Here is a 26510-nt window from a genome sequence, read left to right on the forward strand (position 1 = left end):
GCGCCACTCCTCAGCGATCTTTCGGGTCGAGGGCATCACGCAAGCCATCGCCGATAAAGTTAAAACAGAACAAAGTCACTACCAGGAAACCAGCAGGGAACATCAATAACCACGGAGAAACCTCCATTGAGTTGGCACCATCACTCAGTAATGCGCCCCAGCTACTCAGCGGCTCCTGAGTCCCTAACCCCAGAAAACTCAGGAAGGATTCAAACAAAATCATGCTCGGAACCAGCAGAGAAGCATATACCACCACTACACCTAATACGTTCGGGACGATATGGCGCAACACAATATTACGCGTGGAAACGCCCCCCACCAGCGCAGCTTCAATGAATTCTTTCCGTTTCAGGCTTAAGGTTTGTCCGCGCACAATACGCGCCATATCCAGCCAGGAAACCATGCCGATTGCGACAAATATCAACAGGATATTCTGTCCAAAGAAGGTCACCAGCAAAATAACGAAGAACATGAAAGGGAATGAGTTAAGGATTTCCAGCAAGCGCATCATCAATGAATCGACTTTACCCCCCAGATAGCCCGATAAAGATCCATACAGTGTACCGACCACCACTGCAACTAGCGCAGCAGCAACGCCCACCATTAATGATATCCGTCCACCAATAGCGACACGAACCAACAGGTCACGGCCCGAGGAATCGGTACCAAAATAGTGCCCGGATTCCATATCGGGTGCGGACGACATCATGCCCCAATCAGTATCCGAATAGGAAAACTGCGCTAACATTGGAGCCAGAATAACAAATAAGGTAATTAACATAAGGATCACCAAACTGGTGATCGCCGCACGGTTATGAATAAAGCGGCGGCGGGCATCCTGCCAAAGGCTACGCCCTTCAACTTCCAGTTTTTCACTGAAAACTTCCAGAGCTTCGCTATTTTTCTTGCTCAACATAATTGGCGTGCTCCAGTGCTAGTAACGGATTTTCGGATCAATGACGGCATAGAGCACATCAACAATCGCATTGAATAAAATAGTTAAGGCGCCCACTAGAATGGTCAAACTCAAGACCAAAGAGTAATCGCGGTTTAACGCTCCGTTGACGAACAACTGACCAATACCCGGTAGACCAAAGATAGTCTCAATAACCATTGAACCGGTGATAATTCCGACAAATGCCGGTCCCATATAAGATAGAACGGGGAGCAATGCCGGTTTTAAAGCATGTCGTAATACAATCGTTCGCAGTGGCAAGCCTTTAGCTCGCGCCGTGCGGATGAAATTAGAATGAAGAACTTCAATCATTGAGCCACGGGTAATTCGCGCGATACTGGCAATATAAGCCAGTGACAACGCCACCATCGGCAGAATAATATACTTCGGTGCTCCACCGTTCCATCCCCCACCGGGCAGCCATTTTAATATAATGGCGAAAACCAATACCAATAAAGGCGCGACCACGAAACTGGGGATAACCACTCCGGTCATGGCAAACCCCATTACCGTATAATCCCATTTGGTATTTTGATTTAATGCTGCAATAACTCCGGCACTAACACCTAAAACTACAGCTAATAAAAATGCAGCGAATCCGAGTTTTGCTGAAACCGGAAACGATGCTGAAACCAACTCATTCACGGTGTAATCTTTATATTTGAACGAAGGCCCAAGATCACCTTGCGCCAGTTGCCCCAAGTAATTGAAATACTGTTTGTAAACGGGGTCATTAAGGTGATATTTCGCCTCAATATTCGCCATAACTTCGGGAGGAAGATTACGTTCGCCGGTAAATGGGCTGCCCGGAGCGAGCCGCATCATAAAGAATGAAATGGTTATCAAAATGAAAAGTGTCGGAATTGCTTCCAGACAGCGGCGTAGAATAAATTTTAACATTGCCTGTACCTTTAGCCTCTTACTGCGACTTTATATTTCAAAGCAATAAGGGCAGCACACCGATTTAGTGGCTGCCCTTACTATACTAGTGCTTGATAATATAAAGATCTTTAACGTGCATATTATCCAGTGGATCTTTACCGGTGTAACCACCGACATAAGGCTTCACTAAACGGGCATTCACGTAGTAGAACAATGGCACAATTGAAGAGTCTTTATCCAGCTGTACTTCAGCTTGTTGGTACAAACCCGCACGCTCTTTCTCCGATGTAACTTTCAACGTATCTTGTATCAACTTATCAAACGTTGGGTTCTTATAATGCGCGGTATTATTACTGCTGTCGGATAGCATTATGTTCAGGAATGAAGAAGGTTCGTTATAGTCAGCGCACCAGCCGGCACGAGCAACATCGAAAGTCCCTTGATGGCGGGTATCCAAGAAGGTTTTCCACTCTTGGTTTTCTAGCTTGACGTCAACACCCAAGTTTTTCTTCCAGATAGATGCCGCGGCAATAGCCAGCTTCTTATGCAAATCTGATGAGTTATATAGCAGATTAAATGTCAGTGGCTTGTCTTGGGTATAGCCCGCTTCTGCCAGCAATTTCTTAGCCACTTCATTACGTTTTTCTTGTGTCCAGCCAAACCATTCTGGTGGTGTCAACTCAGCACCACTGGTATACGGTGGGGTGAAACCATAAGCAGGTAAATCACCTTGGTTTTTCACTTTGTTCACAATAATGTCGCGATCCATACCCAGTTTCAGAGCTTCACGAACCCGAGCATCGGTGAATGGGGCTTTCTGATTGTTGATTTCGTAGTAATAAGTACACAGATATGGGTCAACGTGAACTTCTTGCGGGATCTCTTTTTTCAGTTTCTGGAATAATTCAATCGGCATGTTGTTATAAGTCATGTCGATTTCGCCGCTGCGATAGCGGTTAACATCAGTCACTTCAGAAGAGATTGGCAGATAAGTGACCTGATTAATCACAGTTTTCGCGTTATCCCAATAAGTGGGGCTGCGCTCTAATACAATACGTTCGTTAACGGTCCAGTTTTTCAACTTATAGGCACCATTACCGACAAAGTTTTGTGGTTGCGTCCACTTCTCACCAAACTTCTCAACCACAGTTTTATTAACCGGTGACATAGATGGGTGAGCTAACAGCTTATCCAAATAAGGAACAGGTTCAGTCAGCGTGACTTCCAGAGTATGGTCATCCAACGCCTTCACACCCAAAGTATCAGGTGACTTTTTGCCAGTGATAATATCGTCGATATTGGCAATATGTGCATATTGCACATAGCTTGCATAAGGAGAAACTGTTTTAGGATCAGCCAGACGTTGCCAACTATAAACAAAATCCTGGGCCGTTACAGGGTCACCATTTGACCATTTAGCATCTTTACGAAGATGGAAAGTCCAAACTTTAAAGTCCTTATTATCCCAGCTTTCTGCGACACCCGGCAGTATTTTGCCGTTAGGATCGTTAATAACCAATCCTTCTAACAGGTCACGAGAGATATTTGATTCTGGCACACCTTCAATTTTATGTGGGTCCAGCGACTGAGGCTCGGAACCGTTATTACGGACTAAAACTTGTTTTTCTGCCAGTTGTACGCCTGCAGGTACATTAGCCGCAAACGTATTCCCCACAGCCATCATACCTAAGGCAGCTATAATACCCGCGGCCAGGAGACTTTTCTTCGTGATGTTGGTCATGCTGATATCCACTCCAGTTTTTATTATTGCATCACCCAGTGACTGGGCAAGCTTCACCTTTAAAAGGTATTTTTAAATTACATCACTCGGGGAACGAATCCGGTGATGTAAACACCCTATGTATTAACACCAGACGAAAATTTGTACTGTGTTATACATCCCTATTACTCTGTCTTTCCTAAATACTTTGTGACTCTATTTCTGGCTACAGTCAATATGACTGATAACTATAATTTATGTATATACAGATTTTTCAAATCCACCAAATCTTGTGGGTCTTTGCCGGTAAATCCCCCCACCGTTGGCCGAATAAGTCGAACACTGACACGGTAGTAAACCGGCACCATAGCCGAGTCTTTATCCAATAAATTCTCAGCTTGTTGGTACAAAGCGGCACGTGCTTTAGCATCGGGAGCGGCCAGAGTTTTGGCTAACAATGCATCAAACTCAGGGCTTTTATAGAAGAAAGTATTATTGCTGCTATCTGATAACAACATATTAAGGAAAGCGGTCGGCTCATTATAATCACCACACCACGTCGCCCTAGCGACATCAAATTGGCCCTGATGACGACTTTCTAATGATGTTTTCCACTCTTGATTCTGCAAAGTTACCGTGGCACCCAGATTTTTTTGCCACATAGATGCGGCGGCAATAGCCTGCTGTTTGTTTTGATCTGAGGTGTTGTAGAGCAAATTAAATTTCAATGGGTTTTCGGCGTTAAAACCGGCTTCAGCAAGCAGTTTCCTAGCCTCAGCATTGCGTTTTTCCTGAGTCCAACTTGCCCACTCTGGTGGTGCAAAATTGCCCCCGTCAGTAAATGTTGGGGTAAAACCATAAGCGGGGATCTGCCCTTGCCCCATAATTTTGGTCGCGATGATGTCACGATCCAAGGTTAATTTGATTGCCGTTCTTACCTTTGCATCAGTAAAGGGTGCTTTCTTATTATTAATTTCGTAATAGAAGGTACAAAGGTATGGATTGACGTGAACCTGCGATGGCAGGTCTTTCTTCATTTTTGCAAACAGATTGGGGGGGATGGCACTGTTGGTAATATCAATCTCGCCACTGCGATAACGATTAATATCACTGACTTCAGAGGTTATTGGTAAGAAAGTGGCCTTATTAATAACTGTTTCTTTGTTATTCCAATAAGTCGGGCTACGTTCAAGCACAATACGCTCATTAACCACCCAATCTTTTAGCCGGTAAGCACCATTACCCACAAAATTGTGCGGTAGAGTCCATTTATCACCATATTTCTCAACGAGATCGCGTTTAACTGGTTTCATCGAGGTGTGTGACAACATGCTGATAAAATAAGGGACGGGTTCGGTCAAAGTGACTTGCAAAGTTTTATTATCGAGTGCTTTTACGCCTAATTCATCAGGCTTTTTAGTCCCCTTTAGGACTTCATCAACATTCTCAATTTGGGCATATTGCAAATAGCTGGCATAAGGTGAACCTATTTTCGGATTTGCCAATCGCTGCCAGCTATAAACAAAATCCTGTGCGGTGACTGGCGAACCATCACTCCAAACGGCATCATTCCGTAGGTGGAAAGTCCAGATTTTATAACCGTCATTATTCCAGTGAGTTGCAACCGCCGGAATGACATGGCCATTAGCATCATTACTCACCAAGCCTTCTAATAGATTTAGAATAATATTTGTTTCAGGATTTCCTTCGACCTTATGCGGGTCCAAAGAAGCGACCTCGGAACCATTATTGATAGTAATACTCTGATCTATCGCTAATTCCACACCATTAGGAACAGTTGCTGCCATTGCTACACAGGAAAATGATAAACCCAGAATAGTGCTAATTATTGCCAGTGGTCGCTGCTTAAACTTTATTTGCATTTCTAACCGCCCTTTTACGAGATTTATGATGTTTTTCTCTAGGATTGCGTCAATCTGCTGCCCACAACGACTAGCAATAACTATTCCAGAATAAAAATTACGGCGCGATATTTTCTAAAAAAACAAGAAATCTCTCGGCAGAGAGTCGTCGGGAAACTAACAGAAGCCGAAATCTGACGCCAATAATTTTTACAGAAATGTTAAGCAATTCTCTTTTTCAATGAGTCACTAACGACAGTAGGGAACTATATTAGTTACAGGTAAAACACTTAACCCATTGATTATAGTTACAAAAAACAATGATGACATTAAATTCACATCAATAATTATGTTTCAAAACAACCTAAAGAAACATTAAGTTAACATTAACATCGTTAGCAGAATAAACCCCTGCTCATTGGAATGTATTCACTAATAACATCTAGATAAATTCAGCACAAGCCCCACAGAATGATGTGAGCATTTTAACAACAAACAGTGGGGTTAATTTAAACAGATGGGGGTTCAATCATTTATTAAAGATGTAAAAATAAGCCTTAAGTTAAATTTTTTATACCGAAAGGCTATTATTGCAACAATTGAGTGCAACAGATTAAACTTCATACATTATTTGCACCAAATTAAGGCTGAAATACTTGAATTGCTTCTTCATTAAACAAAAAAGGCCACCAATAATAAACAGGTGGCCCTTCTATGACGATGAGATGAATAGCTAACGGCGTGACAGCGAATTAAAGCAAACCGGGGAAAATAGCTTTGATGCCTGTCACAATAAATTCGATACCCAAGGCCATCAGCAGTAACCCCATAATACGTGTTATGACGTTAATACCGGTTTGCCCTAACAAGCGAACTAATAGTGGTGCAGCACGAAATAATAGCCAGCAGCAAAATGCAAATAGAGCAATCGCGACGGTTAACCCCAACAGGTTCTGCCAACTGTGGTAGCGCGAACTCCAAACTATGGTTGAACTGATAGCCCCCGGTCCGGCCATTAATGGCAATGCCAGTGGAACGACCCCGATACTTTCTCGTACCGCAGTTTCTGTTTTTTCTTGCTTGTTTTGTTTGTCTTCGCCGAGCTTGCCGCTGATCATCGACATCGCGATACTGACCACCAAGATCCCACCGGCAATACGGAATGAATCAATAGAAATACCGAATATTTTCAGGATGGCGTCGCCCAAGAACAGAGAGATCCACAAAATAATAGCTACCGACAGATTAGCTGTCAGATTAGTTTTATCCCGCCCTGCGGCTGCCTGATAGCTGGTCATACTGATAAAAACCGGCAGTATACCGACCGGGTTCACCAGCGCAAATAAGCCAACAAAAAACTTGATGTAACCTGAAAGGTCCAACAGTGATTGACTCACACATCACTCCGCGAAATTGCTAATAAATACATCACAGATTACAGGTCATTATAACTAATGCCCCAGACAACACACTCTATGGCCCGAATCAGGAAAATTTGCAGCACAAACGATGTTGCCTGCCCGCAGAAACTATTCTGCATTATTCAAATATCCCACCACAGTACTTTTCACCCAAAATCACCCTTAGGGCATCGCCCTACAGATGTGCGCGCTAATGTAATAGAATTAGTTACAGGAATCCACGGAATAAAGCCGCATTTATACTGGGTTTGCCCGGCCCCTCTAAAATGATGATTATTGTTAATATTCTGTAGTATCAGTGATGATTTAACGTCACGAATTATCACTTTATTCACGCTAATGATAATTACTCTCAACAAATAATAGCTGAATGGTGTCAGCTTGACGTTTTTGTGATTTAAATCACGAAAAATATACCTAGGAATAGTTAAGCTCTGAGCATTGGTAGAGAACACGCAGTGAAAGAAATTGAATATAAAGGTTGAAAATGGTCTTGTTTCCCCCATTTTATTCCTAGTGCACCAAAAGCTCTTTCAGTAAATCAGCGGTGAAAATGAGAAAGTAAGATACCAAAACTATCTCTAATTGACAGTACAGCATGCTATAGCCTGTCTATACTAATTGCTTCAACAGCTCATTTACTAAAAGAGTTTAACATTATCAGGAGAGCATTATGGCTGTAACGAATGTCGCTGAACTTAACGAGCTAGTAGCACGCGTCAAGAAAGCCCAGCGCGAGTATGCCAACTTCACTCAAGAGCAGGTTGATAAAATCTTCCGTGCCGCAGCTCTGGCTGCAGCAGATGCCCGTATTCCTTTAGCCAAATTAGCGGTAGAAGAATCAGGCATGGGTATTGTAGAAGACAAAGTCATCAAGAACCACTTTGCTTCTGAATACATCTACAATGCGTACAAAGATGAAAAAACTTGTGGCATTCTAGAAGAAGATAAAACCTTTGGTACCATCACTATCGCTGAACCTATCGGTTTAATTTGCGGTATCGTACCAACTACTAACCCAACCTCTACCGCGATTTTCAAGGCATTGATTAGCCTGAAGACCCGTAACGGTATCGTATTCTCTCCACATCCACGAGCTAAAGACGCAACCAATAAAGCCGCAGATATCGTGCTGCAAGCCGCTATCGCCGCAGGTGCGCCAGCAGATATTATCGGTTGGATTGATGCGCCGACAGTTGAGTTATCTAACCAACTGATGCACCACCCAGACATTAACCTGATCCTGGCAACCGGTGGCCCAGGCATGGTTAAGGCTGCTTACAGTTCGGGTAAACCCGCAATCGGCGTTGGTGCAGGTAACACTCCGGTTGTTGTTGACGAAACTGCGGATATCAAACGTGTTGTCGCATCTATCTTGATGTCTAAAACCTTTGATAACGGTGTGATTTGTGCGTCAGAGCAGTCCATCATTGTGGTGGATTCTGTGTACGACGCCGTTCGCGAGCGTTTCTCTTCCCATGGTGGCTACCTGTTACAAGGTAAAGAACTGAAAGCTGTTCAGGATATCATCCTGAAAAATGGTGGTCTGAACGCCGCTATTGTTGGTCAGCCAGCAACTAAAATTGCTGAAATGGCCGGCATCAAAGTTCCATCTAATACCAAAATTCTTATCGGTGAAGTTAAAGTTGTTGATGAGTCTGAACCATTCGCTCACGAAAAACTGTCACCGACTCTGGCAATGTATCGTGCGAAGAACTTCGAAGACGCTGTTGCAAAAGCAGAAAAACTGGTGGAAATGGGCGGTATCGGCCATACATCTTGCCTGTATACAGACCAAGATAACCAGCCTGCACGCGTTAAGTATTTCGGCGATAAAATGAAGACCGCCCGAATTCTGATCAACACTCCTGCCTCTCATGGTGGTATCGGTGACCTGTATAACTTCAAAGTAGCGCCTTCACTGACGCTGGGTTGCGGTTCTTGGGGTGGTAACTCCATCTCTGAAAACGTCGGTCCGAAACACTTGATCAACAAGAAAACTGTGGCTAAGCGAGCAGAAAACATGTTGTGGCATAAACTCCCGAAATCTATTTACTTCCGCCGCGGCTCTCTGCCTATCGCATTGGAAGAAGTGGCAACTGACGGTGCAAAACGTGCCTTCATCGTGACTGACCGCTACCTATTCAATAACGGCTATGCAGATCAAATCACTAGCGTACTGAAATCTCACGGGATCGAAACTGAAGTCTTCTTCGAAGTAGAAGCTGACCCTACCCTGAGCATCGTACGTAAAGGTGCGGAACAGATGAACTCCTTCAAACCAGACGTGATCATCGCGCTGGGTGGTGGTTCACCGATGGATGCCGCAAAAATCATGTGGGTAATGTACGAGCATCCTGAAACCCACTTCGAAGAACTGGCATTGCGCTTTATGGATATCCGTAAACGTATTTACAAGTTCCCGAAAATGGGTGTGAAAGCGAAGATGATCGCCGTCACAACCACATCAGGTACCGGTTCAGAAGTCACACCATTCGCGGTAGTGACCGACGATGCTACCGGCCAGAAATATCCATTGGCTGACTATGCATTGACTCCAGATATGGCAATCGTTGATGCCAACCTGGTTATGAATATGCCTAAGTCTCTGTGTGCCTTCGGTGGTTTGGACGCAGTAACCCATGCGATGGAAGCTTATGTTTCTGTATTGGCAAATGAATACTCTGATGGCCAGGCTCTGCAAGCACTGAAACTGCTGAAAGAATTCTTACCAGCAAGCTACAACGAAGGTGCTAAGAACCCGGTGGCGCGCGAACGTGTTCACAACGCTGCGACCATTGCCGGTATTGCTTTTGCTAACGCCTTCTTGGGTGTCTGTCACTCAATGGCCCATAAACTGGGTTCTGAGTTCCACATTCCACACGGCTTGGCAAACGCCATGTTGATTTCTAACGTGATCCGCTATAACGCGAATGACAACCCAACTAAGCAGACTGCTTTCAGCCAGTATGACCGCCCACAAGCGCGTCGTCGTTATGCTGAAATTGCAGACCATCTGGGTCTGAGTGCACCGGGCGACCGTACTGCACAGAAAATCCAGAAACTGCTGACTTGGTTAGATGAAATCAAAGCAGAACTGGGTATCCCTGCTTCAATCCGTGAAGCTGGCGTTCAGGAAGCTGATTTCTTGGCTAAAGTAGACAAACTGTCTGAAGATGCATTTGATGACCAGTGTACCGGTGCTAACCCACGTTACCCACTGATCTCTGAGCTGAAACAGATTCTGATGGATACTTACTACGGCCGTGAATTCAGTGAAGAGCTTGGCCGTGAAGAAGTTGCCGCAGTGGCAGCTCCAGCAGCGAAAGCTGAAAAGAAAACCAAGAAGTAATATCAATCTTAATGTGTAAACCTCATGTTTAATTGAGGCAAGCAATAGAAGATATAACCCCCGAGCAGCAACTGCTATTCGGGGGTTTCTTTTTATCTGCCGTCAGTGGGCATACATCACTGCTATTACCGTCTTAAACGCCCTCAGAACGACTATTTAACCAACCTTTACCGTTCTACTCTTTTTATTAAATAAGCTCGCCACGCCCCACCGATAGAACTGCATGTAGCGAAATGCCAAGTTAATCGCTGATAAAATAAACTAGCCTTAAAATCATCTGCGTTGAGATTATGGATAAAACGCTTAATAAACGATTCGTGTTGGCGCTGGATAAGAATAACCTGCAAAGAAGAGCTTGCATGGCGTTTAAGCGCGATGAATAAGGCACTATGGCGTTAATACCAGAAGAGGCTAACTACCTCACGGCTGCAATGATAAAGCGCGTGAGGTATGCGGGTTGAGATATTGGGTGCTTAAGAATGCAACGGAAGACAAGCCGCTTTGATGGCTTCTTTATAATGGCGGCGACAAACAGAAACGTAGCTTTCATTCCCCCCTATCACGACTTGTTCACCATCGTGCACTGCCCGGCCCTGCTCATCCAATCGCAACACCATATTCGCTTTGCGCCCACAATGACAAATCGTTTTTAGTTCCACCAACTTGTCAGCCCACGACAGCAGATATTTACTGCCAGGGAATAACTCACCGAGGAAATCGGTACGCAAGCCGTAACACAAAACAGGAATATGCAATTCATCGACCACCTGGCACAATTCCTGAACTTGTTCTTTGGTCAAGAACTGGCATTCATCGAGCAGAATACAATGCACAGGTTTGTCCTGATGCTCTGCGCTAATAATAGATAATAATTGTGTTCCGCTATTGTACAGTAGAGCCTGCGAAGACAGTCCAATACGAGAACTGACAGTTCCCACGCCAAAGCGATTATCAATCTCGGCAGTAAACACCAGAGTACGCATGCCACGCTCTTGGTAGTTATAAGAAGACTGTAGCAGCGCGGTAGACTTACCTGCATTCATAGCTGAGTAATAGAAATAAAGTTGAGCCATGGGCCCGTGACTCCAATGATATAATAGATAGTCATAGTGACAACGTATCCGAAGTTTATCATAAATTCAGGCGTTACGGGGAGCTGACGAGTTTCTCTATATTACTGTTTTCTATATTAAGTAATGATATAACGAATGAAATTGATAGCAATTTCAAGCCAAGCGCTTCGCTATTATTAGGTACATTACATGACCTATTTCACAATATTGATACAGGATAAATATTGTGCTTGAACATTAACCAGCCTCAAGAGAGCGGAAAGCAATTGTGTTCGATATGCGCGCCGCACGATTGGTTCATTAATCATACGAGTAATGTGTTCTCATGATTAATTGGTAAAATAGTGATAACAAATATTGTCATCATCTGACAAATCCTATGTAGCATGCTTTTTTCTTACTCAATATTTCGTTCAGCTATATCAATATCTCGTGGTACTCATGTGATCAGTTATTGTGCATCCCAATGCTGGAAGTAACCTATTTTGGCTTTATTGATATAAAGCAAACTTATAACTTAGTGGGAAAATCATGTTTGAGAGTAGGATCATTAGGGAGCAAAATGAACTTTCGTGTTAAAAAGAGCTCAGATAATAACAAGTGCCCATCGTTTATTAGTAGCAAGCAGCAAGTTTTCGCTAATAAAATACGTAAATTCGAGTATACCTATCAAATTGGCTATTGCAGAAATTAAAATAGCACTCTATTATTAACCAGACGCCCCCCCACCAATTATAATTTGAGACCAGGACAATGAGCGAAGCGTTAAAAATTCTTAACAACATCCGTACTCTGCGTGCACAAGCACGTGAATGCACTCTTGAAACATTAGAAGAGATGCTTGAGAAACTCGAAGTGGTCGTTAACGAGCGCCGCGAAGAAGACTCCCAAGCACAAGCAGAAATTGAAGAACGCACACGTAAATTACAGCAGTACCGTGAAATGCTTATTGCAGACGGTATTGATCCAAATGAATTGTTGAATACTATGGCTGCTGCAAAAGCTGCTACTGGTAAATCAAAACGTGCTGCGCGCCCTGCTAAATATCAGTACACAGATGAAAATGGCGATGTGAAAACCTGGACAGGCCAAGGCCGTACTCCAGCTGTGATTAAGAAAGCCATTGAAGAACAAGGTAAATCACTGGATGATTTCCTGCTGTAATTGTAATAGATAATTGACTATTATGATGAAAATACCCTCCTATTATATGGGGGGTATTTTTTTGTTTATCTCTTGGCAGCCATTCAGCAATTGTGCCACCTATTGATGAATAATCGCGCTCAATCGTTAACAGACAATCGCAAAGTACCAGTCAGCCTGAACATATCACTTTCAATAAATAACACTTAGTAACCACTCTGGTTGTAAATCGATAAGAATACTCTGCTAATTTATAACAGTTTAATAATCGATATAACTGTCATGCCCGAACGACACCATAGTTTTGTGATATAAGTAAACTTTGGCAATACATTGCTGTTACTGAATCCCACAATGATGGGGTTGGATACAAAACAGGGCTAATTAAATTGTTGTACCCAACACATAAGTTCATCATTATCACTTATTATGCACGACTAATCGAAGCGCCACGGCCAATGCCATAATAAGTGAATCCTCGGCTATTTAGGCGCTCAGGATCGTACAAATTACGTCCATCGAAAATAACAGGTTGCGTTAACCGGGCTTTGATCATGTCAAAATCAGGCGCTCTAAAATTCTGCCATTCCGTACAAATAATCAATGCATCCGCACCTTGTAATGCTGACTCTTTTGTACCCATTAATCTTAAGTCATCCCTTGCGCCATAAATTCGCTGAGCTTCATCCATTGCCTCTGGGTCATAAGCTTGAATGGTCACCCCCGCTTTCCATAATGTCTCCATTAAGATTCGGCTTGGAGCCTCTCGCATATCATCAGTATTGGGTTTAAATGCTAACCCCCAAAGGGCCAATGTTTTCCCTGCAAGTTGTGAAGAAAAATGATGTTGAATAAATTCGACCAATTTATACTTCTGCTCGTTATTGATTTGTTCGACTGCCTGTAACAGTTTAGGTTGATAGCCACAACTTTCCGCTGTACGAATTAATGCCTGAATATCTTTAGGGAAACAGGACCCCCCGTAACCACAGCCGGAATAAATAAAGTGGTAACCGATGCGGGAGTCAGAACCAATACCTTGCCGTACCTTTTCGATATCTGCACCGAGCCGTTCCGCTATATTAGCGATCTCATTCATAAAGCTGATTTTGGTGGCAAGCATGCCATTTGCTGCATATTTCGTCAGCTCCGCACTGCGAATATCCATAATTAACATACGGTCATGATTTCGATTAAAGGGCTCATATAGCTCACTAATTAAATCAATCACGCCATTATCATTAGTATCAATGCCGATGACGATACGCTCAGGACGTTTACAATCAGCAACAGCTGCCCCTTCTTTTAAAAATTCAGGGTTTGAAACAACGTTGAATGCTATTTCCTGGCCACGTTGCTGTAGAATAGTTTTTATCCTTTGCTGCACTTTATCCGCAGTTCCTACCGGCACAGTAGATTTATCGATAATGACTTTAGGTGCATCCATATATTTTGCAATAGTACTCGCGACCTCAAGGACATATTTCAGGTCAGCAGCACCATCTTCATCAGGGGGCGTTCCAACGGCAATAAACTGAATAGTGCCGTGTGCCACACCTGCTTCTGCATCCGTAGAAAACCGCAATCTACCCTCTTCATAATTTTCTTTCACCAGTGACGCTAGTCCGGGCTCAAAAATAGCGATACGGCCTTTTTGTAGGTCAGCAACTTTATTTGCATCCACATCAATGCAAAGTACATCATGGCCAACCTCGGCCAGTACTGCTGCCTGAACCAGTCCTACATAACCAATACCAAAAACCGTAACTTTCATCCAAACAATCCTCGAGTAGAAATCCGATAAGGGTGTACTGTTAGCCATTATCAAGAACTAATCTTAATTTAACCTGAAGCGACGCAACCTTATTGCTAGCGAATAATAAAGCTAGCCGTAAATTTGCAGAGATAAGTAAGGAGGAAAGTATATCAATCGATATTTTTCACATCTCGGTCATACACATCGATTGAAACAAATTAGCGTTATTTCACAGATTCGTTATAGAACGATTTATGTTGAGGCAGATGTAAGGCAAATAAAAGGAGAGACATATTAATGATCAGAACGATTCATCAGTTGAAAGCATCAAACGTAAGCGACTCCCGCCCCCCCAGACTTGACATTGCCATGCTTCACAGCGCTGGCTAATTTGATTCAAGTGGGTTGTTTTTAATGTTCCCAAGGGCACACCATTACTAAGTTGAATCTGATTTTTACCGGCGTTGACGTTTGCATGTAACCCCGCAGATACCAAGATTAAATTCTGATATTCCACATGATAATAGCCAACCAGCAAAGGAAATTGTCCATCAAGATGAGTGCGTCTCAATAGCTGATTAACCTGTTCGAGTAGGGATGACATCTGCGGCAGACGATGTTGCTGATGTGCCAGATGCTCTTGTAAAATTCCGTTAAATAACACGCGCAATAGCAAAGCCGCTAAAACACCATTATCTCCTGCTCGTGTAACGTCCAGACAGTAAAAAGCTAAATCCTTATCTGACAATGCTGCAATATCAAGAACTAATCCCGGCTTCTCAACCATCGTTAATTGTCGGTAATTGATGCGACAGCGAGCAATAGTTTGTTGGGCCGGAGGTTGCAGTTGTTTTAATAGTTGAGCTGCCTCATAAGGATTCTTACGTAGGGCATCCCAATCTTGTATCAACTCAGTCTCTTCGATAGCATGAGAGGTGAACAATGCAGGGTAAAGGCAAGCCAACACAGCTTCGCGCAAGCGATTTAAATCAACAATCGGCTTTAGCAGCACGTCCTTAACACCCAGACGCAAGACTTTAGCAATATCAGCCATTTTATCTGTCGCCGATATCACCAAAACAGGGATTTTTACACCTTGAATCAGTAAGTGCTCAACAAATTCAATTCCTCCCATCTTTGGCATAGCCAGATCGCACAAAATAAGTTCAGGAGTCTGGATTTTTAGCTGTTCTAAAGCCTCCAGCCCATTGCCAGCCTGGTGGACCGTCGCACCAAGTGACCCTAAGAATCCCGCTATTACTGAGCGAAAAACCGTTTCATCCTCGATGACTAAAATATGTTTACCTGCTAGTGGTTTTTCCATGCCCTGCTTCTCTTACTAACCTTAATGGTAATAGTGGCTCATAATGATAGATTGTGCTTGTCAGAAATTGTCATGCTTTGTTTTCAAATACATACTAAACCCTATCTCGGCCTTATCAGATGGCACAACATGTCGGCATTTTTCTCCGTGGCTAATTGTCCTGCAGTAATGGCTTCATCTGCACGATGGAAATCCAGCATGGATATCTGTGGGCAATAAGGTTGGATCAGCACATCAGGAGGATCACCCGCCATACGGTTACGTTTCAGACGGTTTTCCAGCACTTGTATAGAGGTAGACATTATCTCCATCGCACTCGGAACACGATTTGCTGGGCTGGCTGACATATTTGTTATCCGCGCCGTCAAGCGCTTATGCCAACTTTCAGAAATATTAGCAGGCTTGTCTTCAACCGGTGTTTGTGAGGAGAACATATCTTGTTGGATCAAATGAGCATCATGTTGCAAGTCAACTGCAATCACGACATCAGCCCCCATGGCTCTGGCTAATGAGACAGGAACCGGATTAACGACGGCACCATCAACTAGCCAATACCCACCAAACCAAACTGGTGAAAGTAAACCAGGCATGCTGCACGAAGCTCTAATTGCTTGTTTAATATCCCCTTCAGTTAACCATAACTCACGACCCGTGGTTAAATTGGTCACCACTGATCCGAAAGGGAGTCTACACTCTGCAATATCCTGCACTTCTATGATTCTGTTGACTGCATTGAAGACCCGTTCCCCACGCAGTAATCCGCCGCGGCGCCACGAAAAATCCATCAGTCGAATAACATCCCAGTACTTAAATGAGCGAACCCAGTGCTCCATGACAGCCAAATGGTCACTGGCATAAGCTGCACCGACCAGAGAGCCAACCGAACATCCCGCCACCACATCGATCTTTACGCCCATTTTATTCAGAGCATTAATGACACCGATGTGTGCCCATCCTTTAGCAGCCCCGGCTCCCAGTGCCAATCCAACCTTGATCTGTCTCATTGTATTTCATCCATTTTCAACTGATTCGGCGCTTTATTATAGCCTGAACAAATCGAATAAACGTCGCCTGGTCCACCTAACTAGTCGGTCCGCAAATTAGCGAAAACCAACGTCCCTTATGCTCAGTAGTAAAATGTATATTTCTCAACTTACTTAGCTGGATCACTTATATAACTATAGTGAATATTTATCTTCCTGGTAATTTGATACAAATATTTTACATTTAATGGCTAAGATATAACGTGAAATGCGAAGGATATACTATGAACATTGAAATATGCCAAACCGATCGGTTTATTCCTGAACTTATTGCATTGATTAGTCAATTAGATGCGTACCAAGAGGCACTCTACCCAGATGAAAGTAATCATGCAGAATCCATTGAAAACCTGGCTCAGGCAACCACTTTCATTTATATCGCAAAACGGGAAGAATCTATTGTCGGATGCGCAATGCTTACGCTACCCGAAACAGCATACCCTGAAGTTAAACGTGTTTTTGTCAATCCAGAGTACCGAGGACACGGGATTGCATCATTACTGATGACAGCTATCTTAGAGAAAGCGAATTCATTGAAATTAGCTAACATTTACCTTGAAACAGGGAGTTACCAACCTGAAGCAATAAGGCTGTATAAGCGATTCGGTTTTGAATTGATACCTCAATTTGGACATTATCAATATGATCCATTGAGTATATATATGATGAAATCGCTAACGGCTAATCAATCAGCGAATGGAGAAACTTATAGGTAAGTGGGTAATTTATCAAATCGCTTAATTTACAACTATCTGTCACTCAAAATTTATTATTCCAGCAATAGATTAAATGCAAAATAGCCACACTAATTGGCGGCTATTTAGAGCAAACATTCTGAATTAAGTAAAATAAAAAGATTAAATATCTTCTAATAATAACAAATCCGATAAATAGGTCGAGCGCACTTTGCTTTCGCTTTCTGGCCTGCTTGCAATAGATGCAGCGCCATTACCTACCAACCGAATTTAAATCAGAATATTATGAATAATTTTCTAGTTAATAGTGAAACAATTAACCGTTGATAGTGCCAAATGAGACACTCATTTTTTCGAACATTGCGATAACTTTATTGATCAGTTTCATAGGTTGCTCCTGTAAATATCTTTATTTTTATGTGATACACATCACAGTTATTAAGTTACGCCAGAATGAAACGATGGTCAAGTTTTTTTGTGAGGTGCATCACAAATCTTTTCACCCTCTTGCCTCTCTTGCGAGATTATCAACTTTGAACCTCTACACGTGATTAGGTAAGATAGCGTCTTTACCAATACACCATGTTCCAGCCTTGGTCTGTTGCTAACCACCACGCCAGATATCACGGCCAAATTGATTATTTCGGAGAGATTTTGTCAGAACAATGTCCATGCGGCAGCCAACTTGAATATCAGAAGTGCTGTGAACCTTATATTCTGGGCGAGAAAATTGCAGCGAAACCGGCAATTTTGATGCGCTCACGCTATAGCGCCTATGTAAGAAAGAATGCAGATTATCTGATTAACACTTGGCATCCCGAATGCAATGCTCAGGAATGGCGTGATGGCATAACTCAAAGTTTTACCCAGACAACATGGCACGGGTTAACCGTCATTGCTGAGAGTGCAGGTGCAGACGATAATGAAGCTTTTGTTGAGTTCATGGCGCGTTTTACTGATGAAAATAATCTCCAGATAATCACAATGCATGAACGTTCGCGCTTCCTTCGCATAAATGAACACTGGTACTATATTGACGGAATCCGACCATCCGTAGGTAGAAATGATTCATGTCCTTGCGGTTCGGGGAAAAAATATAAGAAATGCTGCGGACACTAACAGTAAAATCGTTCCATTACTGACCGTAACATCAAACATTTACATAACATCAAGTCATGTTAAGACAGGATTTACCACCTTATGCCACACCAGAATGTACAAAAGAAAGTGTTACGCACTATTTGCCCTGATGCCAAAGGCTTAATCGCAAAAATCACCAATATCTGTTACAAGCATCAACTGAATATTGTGCAAAATAATGAATTTGTAGACCATCTAACAGGTCGCTTTTTCATGCGTACAGAGCTTGAAGGAATTTTTAACGATACGACCCTGCTAGCGGATCTGGATGATGCATTACCAGAAGGAACCAACCGAGAATTACATACTGCTGGACGTCGTCGCATTGTAATTATGGTGACCAAAGAAGCGCACTGCCTCGGTGACTTATTAATGAAAAGTGCTTACGGTGGCCTAGATGTTGAAATTGCGGCCGTCATTGGTAATCACGATGCATTACAAAATTTGGTTGAGCGCTTTGATATTCCCTTCCATCTTATTAGCCATGAAGGTCTGACCCGCGATCAGCATGACCAACTGTTGATTGAACAAATTGAGCAATACCAACCAGACTATGTGGTATTGGCAAAATATATGCGTGTATTAACACCAGCTTTTGTTCAGCGTTTCCCTTATCAGATTATTAATATTCATCACTCATTCTTGCCCGCATTTATCGGGGCGCGTCCTTATCATCAGGCTTATGAACGAGGTGTGAAAATTATTGGTGCTACTGCACATTATGTGAATGATAGTCTGGATGAAGGGCCAATCATTATGCAGGATGTGATCCATGTCGATCACTCTTATACTGCAGAAGATATGATGCGAGCGGGTCGAGATGTTGAGAAAAATGTTCTAAGCCGCGCGCTATATCGTGTTTTAGCGCAGCGCGTTTTTGTTTACGGTAACCGTACTGTTATTCTGTAACCACACAATAAATCGATATTTTTTGCCCATATAAACATCGTCACGGACAAAAAAGCATCGAACGAATTATTTTTTTCATTTCAAGTCTTTACAGGGGCGCTTCATTTGATATGATGCGCCCCGCTTACCAAGACAGTGTTGTTGAGCAGTTAGGCCAGTGGTGGGGTTCCCGAGCGGCCAAAGGGAGCAGACTGTAAATCTGCCGTCATCGACTTCGAAGGTTCGAATCCTTCCCCCACCACCATTTCTGACCTTGAGCCTTAAATGATTTGAAGTAATGAATCTAAATAGAACTCCAGGGGGAAAATAGAGCTTTTATATTGAGTATGTACGGCCAAATATCTTAGTGTTAAAAACCACGAATTCTGTGGTGGGGTTCCCGAGCGGCCAAAGGGAGCAGACTGTAAATCTGCCGTCATCGACTTCGAAGGTTCGAATCCTTCCCCCACCACCATCTCTTAGTTATCCTCTATCTGCCCAATAAATAATTAAATCAAAAATAACAGCTATTCGGGGAAGGTAAGAACCTTCAACCAGGTTCGCACCGAGCGCAGTGAGACAACGACGCAAAGCGGCGGCCCGCAGGGTGAGCGAATAATCCTTCCCCATCACTAATACATTATAATGCTCCCCACTTCACCAATGAATTGGGTAATAGGTAATTATTTAGTTAAGGGAAGGAAATAATACTTAATAATGTCGGACTAACAGTAAATTAATGAGATGACAATTTCAGGTCAGCATACAGATGTAGTCAATAAGCCTATTTAAGACGCTCGAATGTGACCTTGATTTATAAAAATATAATTTACTCTCATCTTGAAAACTCGCTAAATTAATAAAATCTAATTGAGAATCTCCGTTGAAATTATCCATAATAGAGTCTGTAATACATATGTATCGCCCTGAGTAGATAAAATCCAAACAACAAGCCAAGTTATCCACCAACCTGACGCTCACTTTACTATGTTGTTTTTTAACGCATTCTTCTAGGTATTTAACAAACTTGCTTCTATATAACGTTGGATTGCACAGCCAAATATTGTTATGAAGAATGTTAATAACATCCTGACTTTCATTGATAATGTCTTTTCTTCCATAAATACCAAAACCACTATCCGGAACTTCATTCAGTAGTATAAATCTTTCACTGGTGACTTTTTCAGATGACAAAATAAGCGAATTACCATCATAATCTCCAATCTCATCAATGTTTTCATAATAAAATTTTATTATATTAGCCTGGATGTTATTCTTTTCAGCGACATTATATAAATCTGTCAACTTTTCACTTTTCCCCCAGTCGTAATAAATATTGATGACATTGGAAATATGCCCTGTCAGATGCTTTTTAGTTATTTCTTTTTCTTGCTGATATAAATCTTTTAGATCATTATAAAGCACCTCACCATCGCGTGTTAAACTCATACCAAACTTCTCTCGTTTAAATAATTTCTTCCCTATTATGCTCTCAAAATCCTTTATAGACTTAGCCACCGGTGGCGTAGTCCTGTTCATAACTCTTGCAGCTTTACTTAGCGAACCATTTTCGACTACAGCCATAAAGGCTTCCAACTTACGAGATAAAAACATAATTCACCAATCCTTTGCTTTGCGTCAAAATTGAACAGAAAAAAAAGACAAGCATGCCTACATATATAATGCTAACTTTAGATATTCTTTTATATATAATGTAAAACACACCAGTTGGATTTGGAATAATTGAGAGAAAAATTATTATCGCGTAGAAAATAGCGACGTGAAGTTGCATGTTTTGCAATCAATACTTTAGAAATCTTGTGTATTACTGCTCTATTACTACAAATATTTCTAACAGAGATCACTATGTAGATCCATGATATTAAATGACTATTTTTTATTTACCTTGTTACAAAATTAATTAACTCAGTCAAAAATCAATTAAGTAAAAATGTTTTTTATTTATGATGGAAATTAATTTATGCACTTAAGCATATAAGACATTTTCAAGAATATTCATGACGAAAGAATAAAAAAACAGATTGATAGATGCTTGTTACAACTAATAACTTAAAGCGAAAAAATTTTTAATGGGTATTTAAAAAATGGATATCTATTGAAGATATTTAAATTGATCACCAAAAAATCTCCATGACCAATGGGTGTATACAATTTTCATTAAATTCATCATGACTGATATGGCTTAAATTTAATACATAACAAAGTGATATTAATATGATTATTTTAAATTCCTTGTCACTCTTATTCATAAATATTTATTGATTACCTATTTTTATTATCTATTCTCTGCTGGTGCATTACATTTTTATTTTGCATCTGCTAAAATTCCAATTCATTTCTAACGAATAAAACGGTGCTGACCATGAAGTTTGTCTCTTTTAATATCAATGGCCTACGTGCTCGACCTCACCAACTGGCGGCTATCATTGAACAACATCAGCCTGATGTTATCGGACTTCAGGAAACGAAAGTGCATGATGATATGTTTCCGCTTGAAGACGTCAGTCAGCATGGTTATCACGTCTTTTATCATGGGCAAAAAGGTCATTACGGTGTAGCACTGCTGACCAAGCAAGAGCCTTTAGCTGTTCGTCGTGGTTTTCCGAGTGACGAAGAAGATGCTCAACGCCGTATTATCATGGCGGATATAGCAACACCACAAGGGACTTTAACTGTTATTAATGGCTATTTCCCACAAGGAGAAAGTCGCGACCATCCAACAAAGTTTCCTGCTAAAGAGCGCTTTTATGCTGACTTGCAGCAGTATTTGGAACAACAACTTTCTGCTGATGCACAGATTCTTATTATGGGGGATTTAAATATCAGCCCAACGGACCTGGATATTGGTATTGGTGAAGAAAGCCGCAAACGTTGGTTGCGTACCGGTAAGTGTTCATTCTTGCCTGAAGAACGCGCATGGTTGGAACGTTTGCAAAGTTGGGGTCTGGTTGATACTTTCCGTGCAGCTAATCCTGATTGTAACGATCAATTTTCGTGGTTTGATTACCGCTCACGGGGTTTTGATGAAAATAGAGGTCTGCGCATAGATTTATTGCTGGCAAGTCAGCCATTGGCTGCTCGTTGTATTGCCACTGGCATCGACTATAAAATCCGTGGAATGGAAAAACCGTCAGATCACGCACCGGTATGGTCTGAGTTCGCACTCTGATTTTTATATCCTCGCTCCGACCATTATGGAAACGACCATATCATTTATTTGAGTCGTGCAGTTCCAATCGTTCTGGGTATATCGCCGCTATTTAAATATAGGGCGATTTCTCAATGGAATATACCCACCATCGTTATCAGGGAAAAAGAAATGATTGATGTCGTCGCAGCGATAATTGAACGAAATGGCAAAATTCTATTGGCACAGCGAGACTCACAACGTGATCAGGCTGGGTTGTGGGAGTTCCCCGGCGGGAAAGTTGAAGCCGGTGAGAGTCAACCTCAGGCTTTGATACGTGAACTGGCTGAAGAATTGAATATTACGGCCACAGTCGCAGAGTATATTGCAACCAACCAGTGGGATTCGCCAAAAAACACCATCCGGCTGCACGCCTGGCATATAGAAAGCTTTAGTGGCGAGCCTGTTTTACATTGTCACTCAGCGCTGCTTTGGTTAGCACCAGAGGATGCTTACCGCTACCCTCTGGCACCCGCCGATATTCCACTGCTAGATGCTTTTATTGCCCAAAAGCGCTAAGCCACTATTTGGTTAATCGTTTCCAAATTAGTGGGTTAGTTCCAATAACACTGGAATCACGCACACATTGCAGCACTTCACCCTCGACCCGCAATACCGCCCCTTCCGAGTAGTTCTGGTTTTGATAAACACAACAACGGGTGCATGGATTATTGTTAGTATTACGATTTGCGGCGTTATTCCATATCTCTGGCGGCAAAGGAACGACAACATCGACATTATTTCGGTTCGCCATAGCCGCACCGGAAATCAGCGTGGTAACACCAATAACCCCCAACAGTAACCGTGTTCTCATGACTTATTCTCCTTGGCTTTAGACGGTGTTTTCTTGCGCTTCTTTGTCGCACCAGAGGGGGCTGCTGGCAACCCACGGAAAACCTGAGGTGAACGATTCTGTTTTGCCTGACTAATGAGATCCTGCAAAGTTGCCACCAGCGGTTGCATAAAATCCTGATACCGACAATTTTTTTCACTAATTTGGGTCAGTGTCGATTCCCAATGTGCTGTCATATCAGGTCGCGCCGCGATATCGGGCAATGCATGAATCAATGCTCTTCCCGCCGGGCTGGCATGAATATAGCGGCCTTTTTTAAACAAAAAAGTTCGTTTGAAGAGCAGTTCAATAATACCTGCGCGCGTTGCCTCGGTACCCAGCCCATCAGTGGCGCGCAGCACTTTCTTCAGCTCTTTATCTTGCACAAAGCGCGCGATCCCTGTCATGGCCGATAACAAACTGGCATCTGTGAATGGCCGTGGGGGTTGAGTTTGACGCTCAACAACCTCACCCCGCTCACACAATAATTCAGCCCCTTTCTCCACCACGGGCAGCGGCGCGCCTTCGTTTTCTTCATCACGTTCTTTACTGCCCAGCAACGTCCGCCAACCGGCTTCAGCCAGAAAACGAGCTTTAGCAATAAACTTTCCACCGGCAATATCCAATTCAATGACGCATTTACGAAACTGAGCATCAGGGCAGAACTGCATCAGATATTGTTGCGCCACTAGTCGGTAAACCTTGCTCTCATCAGTGGTTAGATTCACCTTACTGGCGCGCGCAGTGGGAATGATGGCATGGTGCGCATCCACTTTTTTGTCATCCCAACAACGGTTACGCCGGTCACTGTCCATTACCTCCAGCGGCAAAAGATCGGCCTGGTGGATACTGATGGCATTGAGCACGGAATGACGTCCGGCAAAATGCTCTTCAGGTAGGTATCGGCAATCTGAGCGAGGATACGTAATCAATTTGTGCGTTTCATATAAACGCTGGCAAATATCTAACACTTGCTGGGCACTCAGACCAAATCGTTTGGCAGCTTCAATCTGCAACGTCGAGAGAGAAAATGGTAAGGGTGCAGTTTCTGATTCCCGTTTATCATTATAGGACGTGACAATGGCTGGCTGCCCAGTGATCCGGTTAACCACGTGTTCTGCCAGCGGACGATGCAATAAACGCCCTTCTTCATCCTGATAAGATTCACAAGAATCACTGGGTTGCCAAAGTGCAATAAAACGCTCATCAGCGGGGGTGACAATGTGCGCTTTAACTTCAAAAAAATCTTTGGCAACAAAATCTTCAATCTCTTCATCGCGACGTACTACCAGCCCCAATACCGGCGTCTGTACTCGCCCGACCGACAAAACACCGTCATAGCCAGCATTACGGCCAAGAATGGTATAGGCCCGTGTCATATTGATGCCATAGAGCCAATCGGCTCTGGCCCTTGCCAGGGCGGAAACACACAGCGGGATAAACTCACGGTTATAGCGTAAACGCTCTACTGCGCGCTCGACTGCCTGTGGGTTTAAGTCATTAATCAAACAACGGCGCACATTTTGCCGTTTCTCTGTCGCTAAATCGAGGTAGTCCAGCACCTCGTCAACTAAGAGTTGCCCTTCACGGTCAGGGTCACCCGCATGTACGACTTCATCAGCCTGTTGTAATAACTGTTTGATAACATTCAGTTGCTTACTCACCGAGGGCCGTGGTTGTAATCGCCACTTTTCAGGAATAATCGGCAAATCAGCTAATGACCAACGTGCGTAACGGCTATCGTAGGCATCAGGTTGGGCTTGTTCCAACAAGTGCCCCACGCACCAGGTCACCATTTGGTCACTACCACAGGCAATGAATCCATCCCCGCGGCGATGCGGCTTCGGCAATATATCGGCAATAGCCCGTGCCAAACTGGGTTTTTCGGCAATAAATAGTCGCATCATTCACCGCATAACTGCATCAAAGAAAGGGTCATTCTGTTATCTCAATCAGCGCCCGGCCATTATCCACCCCATTTAGCTCGCCAATAGCACTGAGCGTCATACCATGTTGAGCGGCAACTTCTTGTACTTGTGCTTCAGCCTCAGGCAGTACCGCCAGCAGCAAACCGCCGGATGTCTGCGGGTCACAGAGTAGATTTTTTTGTAACTCAGACATCTTGCCAATCAGATGACCATAGCTATCAAAGTTTCGCCCGGTGCCTCCCGGTACACAGCCAGCCGCAATATACTCTTCCACCGCCGGCAAACGTGGGATAGCTGAAAAATGGAGTGTCGCCTGCACCCCCGACCCCTGACAAATTTCACTTAAATGCCCTAACAGACCGAAACCGGTCACATCTGTCATGGCGGTCACACCCGGAATATGCGCAAAGTCAGCACCTGATTTATTCAACTGGCACATGGTTTGTGTAGCGACACCCTGATGTTCCGGGCGTAATTTACTTTTCTTTTCTGCCGTGGTCAGGATGCCTATCCCCAGCGGTTTGGTCAGAAACAACTTGCAACCGGCTTGGGCTGCACTGTTCTTCTTCACTTGATCAGTGCTGACAATACCGGTCACCGCTAAACCAAAAATCGGTTCCGGCGCATCGATAGAGTGCCCTCCAGCCAGTGAAATACCGGCTTGCTGGCAAACATAGCGCCCACCTTCGATGACCTGCTGGGCAACTTCTGGTGCCAACTTGTCAATGGGCCACCCCAAAATGGCAATCGCCATAATAGGCTTACCCCCCATGGCATAAATATCACTAATGGCGTTTGTGGCAGCGATGCGCCCAAAATCGAAAGGATCATCAACAATCGGCATAAAGAAGTCAGTAGTACTGATAATGCCAACGCCACTGCCAATATCATAGACAGCAGCATCATCACGGGTTTCGTTGCCCACCAGCAGACGGGGATCTAAGAATTTTTGTTGCTCAGAATGCAAAATTTTATCCAAAACTTTGGGCGAAATTTTGCAACCGCAGCCCGCTCCGTGGCTGTATTGAGTAAGACGTATCGCTGGCGATGTCATAACACTCTCCCGTCTGAAGGTTCAATAAAAAGCAGTTTAATCAATCTGTAAGCTATTTAGTCAGGAATGATGCATATAGGGCAAGTATCCAATGTGGCCTATGGTAGCGCCTATAGCATAGCTTGGTAAGTAGATAGCGGTTATCAGGCAGATAGGTTGGTCACAAAGCGCGCTAAAACGCAGCTTATTGCTGGAAAAACCGGCAAGCTGCGTCTTAACATGAGAAACAAAGTA

Annotated in this window: 20 protein-coding genes, 2 tRNA genes and 1 other RNA gene; 10 read left to right on the top strand and 13 right to left on the bottom strand. The window is 43.2% G+C overall.

All coding sequences use genetic code 11. From position 1 onward, the window contains the following. Window positions 1-10: 10 nt before the first annotated feature. The 5 genes from oppC to DJ58_RS19075 form a co-directional block, all read right to left on the bottom strand. On the bottom strand, window positions 11-919 hold the full coding sequence (oppC, locus tag DJ58_RS19095; protein WP_032910843.1) for an oligopeptide ABC transporter permease OppC: 909 nt from the start codon (window positions 917-919) through the stop codon (window positions 11-13). Between the two features lie 15 nt (window positions 920-934). Further along, window positions 935-1855, bottom strand: coding sequence for an oligopeptide ABC transporter permease OppB (gene oppB, locus DJ58_RS19090; protein ID WP_004708389.1), 921 nt, complete (start codon window positions 1853-1855; stop codon window positions 935-937). A gap of 85 nt (window positions 1856-1940) precedes the next feature. Then, window positions 1941-3578, bottom strand: a complete 1638-nt coding sequence (gene oppA / locus DJ58_RS19085) for an oligopeptide ABC transporter substrate-binding protein OppA (RefSeq protein WP_032910844.1) — start codon at window positions 3576-3578, stop codon at window positions 1941-1943. 227 nt (window positions 3579-3805) lie between these two features. Continuing rightward, window positions 3806-5440 carry an ABC transporter substrate-binding protein gene (locus DJ58_RS19080; RefSeq protein WP_004708392.1) on the bottom strand — a complete coding sequence of 545 codons (1635 nt, stop codon included), beginning with the start codon at window positions 5438-5440 and terminating at the stop codon, window positions 3806-3808. Between the two features lie 731 nt (window positions 5441-6171). After that, the gene (locus tag DJ58_RS19075; RefSeq protein WP_004708395.1) at window positions 6172-6816 is read right to left on the bottom strand and encodes a YchE family NAAT transporter; all 645 of its coding nucleotides are present in this window, start codon (window positions 6814-6816) and stop codon (window positions 6172-6174) included. Between the two features lie 697 nt (window positions 6817-7513). Here DJ58_RS19075 and adhE point away from each other — a divergent pair. Continuing rightward, entirely contained in the window at window positions 7514-10192 is a 2679-nt protein-coding gene (gene adhE, locus DJ58_RS19070; RefSeq protein WP_004708397.1) for a bifunctional acetaldehyde-CoA/alcohol dehydrogenase, read from the top strand. Between the two features lie 473 nt (window positions 10193-10665). Here adhE and DJ58_RS19065 read toward each other — a convergent pair whose 3' ends face one another. Next, window positions 10666-11265, bottom strand: coding sequence for a thymidine kinase (locus DJ58_RS19065; RefSeq protein WP_004708398.1), 600 nt, complete (start codon window positions 11263-11265; stop codon window positions 10666-10668). A gap of 753 nt (window positions 11266-12018) precedes the next feature. Between DJ58_RS19065 and hns the strand changes: the two genes are divergently transcribed. Further along, complete coding sequence (gene hns, locus DJ58_RS19060; protein WP_004708400.1) at window positions 12019-12429, top strand: histone-like nucleoid-structuring protein H-NS; 411 nt, start codon at window positions 12019-12021, stop codon at window positions 12427-12429. Window positions 12430-12835: 406 nt separating this feature from the next. On the opposite strand, the gene DJ58_RS19055 is transcribed toward hns, so the two are convergent. The 3 genes from DJ58_RS19055 to rssA form a co-directional block, all read right to left on the bottom strand. Next, a complete protein-coding gene (locus tag DJ58_RS19055) occupies window positions 12836-14182 on the bottom strand; it encodes a UDP-glucose dehydrogenase family protein (protein WP_004708404.1) in 1347 nt (448 codons plus the stop codon). Between the two features lie 283 nt (window positions 14183-14465). After that, window positions 14466-15488 carry a two-component system response regulator RssB gene (rssB, locus tag DJ58_RS19050; RefSeq protein ID WP_004708407.1) on the bottom strand — a complete coding sequence of 341 codons (1023 nt, stop codon included), beginning with the start codon at window positions 15486-15488 and terminating at the stop codon, window positions 14466-14468. 101 nt (window positions 15489-15589) lie between these two features. Further along, window positions 15590-16492, bottom strand: a complete 903-nt coding sequence (gene rssA / locus DJ58_RS19045) for a patatin-like phospholipase RssA (protein WP_032910846.1) — start codon at window positions 16490-16492, stop codon at window positions 15590-15592. Between the two features lie 263 nt (window positions 16493-16755). On the opposite strand from rssA, the gene DJ58_RS0121440 reads away from it, so the two are divergent. The 6 genes from DJ58_RS0121440 (at window position 16756) to DJ58_RS22385 (ending at window position 19890) form a co-directional block, all read left to right on the top strand. Continuing rightward, window positions 16756-17247 (top strand): GNAT family N-acetyltransferase, encoded by a 492-nt coding sequence (locus DJ58_RS0121440; protein WP_004708410.1) that lies wholly within the window; start codon window positions 16756-16758, stop codon window positions 17245-17247. A gap of 633 nt (window positions 17248-17880) precedes the next feature. After that, a complete protein-coding gene (locus DJ58_RS19040; protein WP_032910905.1) occupies window positions 17881-18345 on the top strand; it encodes a YchJ family protein in 465 nt (154 codons plus the stop codon). Window positions 18346-18426: 81 nt separating this feature from the next. Continuing rightward, on the top strand, window positions 18427-19275 hold the full coding sequence (purU, locus tag DJ58_RS19035; protein ID WP_004708413.1) for a formyltetrahydrofolate deformylase: 849 nt from the start codon (window positions 18427-18429) through the stop codon (window positions 19273-19275). Window positions 19276-19434: 159 nt separating this feature from the next. Next, window positions 19435-19519 (top strand) — tRNA-Tyr (locus DJ58_RS19030). A 125-nt stretch (window positions 19520-19644) separates the two neighbouring features. Continuing rightward, window positions 19645-19729 (top strand) — tRNA-Tyr (locus DJ58_RS19025). 45 nt (window positions 19730-19774) lie between these two features. Beyond that, window positions 19775-19890: non-coding RNA, RtT sRNA (locus DJ58_RS22385), on the top strand. 117 nt (window positions 19891-20007) lie between these two features. Here DJ58_RS22385 and DJ58_RS19020 read toward each other — a convergent pair. After that, entirely contained in the window at window positions 20008-20868 is an 861-nt protein-coding gene (locus tag DJ58_RS19020) for a LysR family transcriptional regulator (protein WP_004708415.1), read from the bottom strand. A 769-nt stretch (window positions 20869-21637) separates the two neighbouring features. Between DJ58_RS19020 and xthA the strand changes: the two genes are divergently transcribed. Together xthA and DJ58_RS19010 are read left to right on the top strand one after the other, a co-directional pair. After that, the gene (gene xthA, locus DJ58_RS19015; RefSeq protein ID WP_032910847.1) at window positions 21638-22444 is read left to right on the top strand and encodes an exodeoxyribonuclease III; all 807 of its coding nucleotides are present in this window, start codon (window positions 21638-21640) and stop codon (window positions 22442-22444) included. 150 nt (window positions 22445-22594) lie between these two features. Next, window positions 22595-22981 carry a pyrimidine (deoxy)nucleoside triphosphate diphosphatase gene (locus DJ58_RS19010; protein WP_004708419.1) on the top strand — a complete coding sequence of 129 codons (387 nt, stop codon included), beginning with the start codon at window positions 22595-22597 and terminating at the stop codon, window positions 22979-22981. A 4-nt stretch (window positions 22982-22985) separates the two neighbouring features. Here DJ58_RS19010 and DJ58_RS19005 read toward each other — a convergent pair whose 3' ends face one another. Genes DJ58_RS19005 through selD form a run of 3 tightly spaced genes read right to left on the bottom strand, consistent with a single transcriptional unit; the run spans window position 22986 to window position 26276 of the window. Then, window positions 22986-23276 (bottom strand): DUF1496 domain-containing protein, encoded by a 291-nt coding sequence (locus tag DJ58_RS19005; RefSeq protein ID WP_032910849.1) that lies wholly within the window; start codon window positions 23274-23276, stop codon window positions 22986-22988. Next, window positions 23273-25198, bottom strand: coding sequence for a DNA topoisomerase III (locus DJ58_RS19000; protein ID WP_032910851.1), 1926 nt, complete (start codon window positions 25196-25198; stop codon window positions 23273-23275). Before DJ58_RS19000 ends, DJ58_RS19005 begins: the two co-directional genes overlap by 4 nt. Window positions 25199-25229: 31 nt before the next feature. Beyond that, entirely contained in the window at window positions 25230-26276 is a 1047-nt protein-coding gene (gene selD / locus DJ58_RS18995) for a selenide, water dikinase SelD (RefSeq protein ID WP_032910852.1), read from the bottom strand. Between the last annotated feature and the right edge of the window lie 234 nt (window positions 26277-26510).

Source organism: Yersinia frederiksenii ATCC 33641 (genome assembly GCF_000754805.1).
Classification (GTDB): Bacteria; Pseudomonadota; Gammaproteobacteria; order Enterobacterales; family Enterobacteriaceae; genus Yersinia; species Yersinia frederiksenii.

What these genes read in the sequence shown, in the direction of transcription:
- oppB (WP_004708389.1), bottom strand. Translation starts at nt 1,855, where the DNA reads ATGTTAAAATTTATTCTACGCCGCTGTCTGGAAGCAATTCCGACACTT.
- oppA (WP_032910844.1), bottom strand. Translation starts at nt 3,578, where the DNA reads ATGACCAACATCACGAAGAAAAGTCTCCTGGCCGCGGGTATTATAGCT.
- DJ58_RS19080 (WP_004708392.1), bottom strand. Translation starts at nt 5,440, where the DNA reads ATGCAAATAAAGTTTAAGCAGCGACCACTGGCAATAATTAGCACTATT.
- adhE (WP_004708397.1), top strand. Translation starts at nt 7,514, where the DNA reads ATGGCTGTAACGAATGTCGCTGAACTTAACGAGCTAGTAGCACGCGTC.
- DJ58_RS19065 (WP_004708398.1), bottom strand. Translation starts at nt 11,265, where the DNA reads ATGGCTCAACTTTATTTCTATTACTCAGCTATGAATGCAGGTAAGTCT.
- hns (WP_004708400.1), top strand. Translation starts at nt 12,019, where the DNA reads ATGAGCGAAGCGTTAAAAATTCTTAACAACATCCGTACTCTGCGTGCA.
- DJ58_RS19055 (WP_004708404.1), bottom strand. Translation starts at nt 14,182, where the DNA reads ATGAAAGTTACGGTTTTTGGTATTGGTTATGTAGGACTGGTTCAGGCA.
- rssB (WP_004708407.1), bottom strand. Translation starts at nt 15,488, where the DNA reads ATGGAAAAACCACTAGCAGGTAAACATATTTTAGTCATCGAGGATGAA.
- rssA (WP_032910846.1), bottom strand. Translation starts at nt 16,492, where the DNA reads ATGAGACAGATCAAGGTTGGATTGGCACTGGGAGCCGGGGCTGCTAAA.
- DJ58_RS0121440 (WP_004708410.1), top strand. Translation starts at nt 16,756, where the DNA reads ATGAACATTGAAATATGCCAAACCGATCGGTTTATTCCTGAACTTATT.
- purU (WP_004708413.1), top strand. Translation starts at nt 18,427, where the DNA reads ATGCCACACCAGAATGTACAAAAGAAAGTGTTACGCACTATTTGCCCT.
- DJ58_RS19020 (WP_004708415.1), bottom strand. Translation starts at nt 20,868, where the DNA reads ATGTTTTTATCTCGTAAGTTGGAAGCCTTTATGGCTGTAGTCGAAAAT.
- xthA (WP_032910847.1), top strand. Translation starts at nt 21,638, where the DNA reads ATGAAGTTTGTCTCTTTTAATATCAATGGCCTACGTGCTCGACCTCAC.
- DJ58_RS19010 (WP_004708419.1), top strand. Translation starts at nt 22,595, where the DNA reads ATGATTGATGTCGTCGCAGCGATAATTGAACGAAATGGCAAAATTCTA.
- DJ58_RS19005 (WP_032910849.1), bottom strand. Translation starts at nt 23,276, where the DNA reads ATGAGAACACGGTTACTGTTGGGGGTTATTGGTGTTACCACGCTGATT.
- DJ58_RS19000 (WP_032910851.1), bottom strand. Translation starts at nt 25,198, where the DNA reads ATGCGACTATTTATTGCCGAAAAACCCAGTTTGGCACGGGCTATTGCC.
- selD (WP_032910852.1), bottom strand. Translation starts at nt 26,276, where the DNA reads ATGACATCGCCAGCGATACGTCTTACTCAATACAGCCACGGAGCGGGC.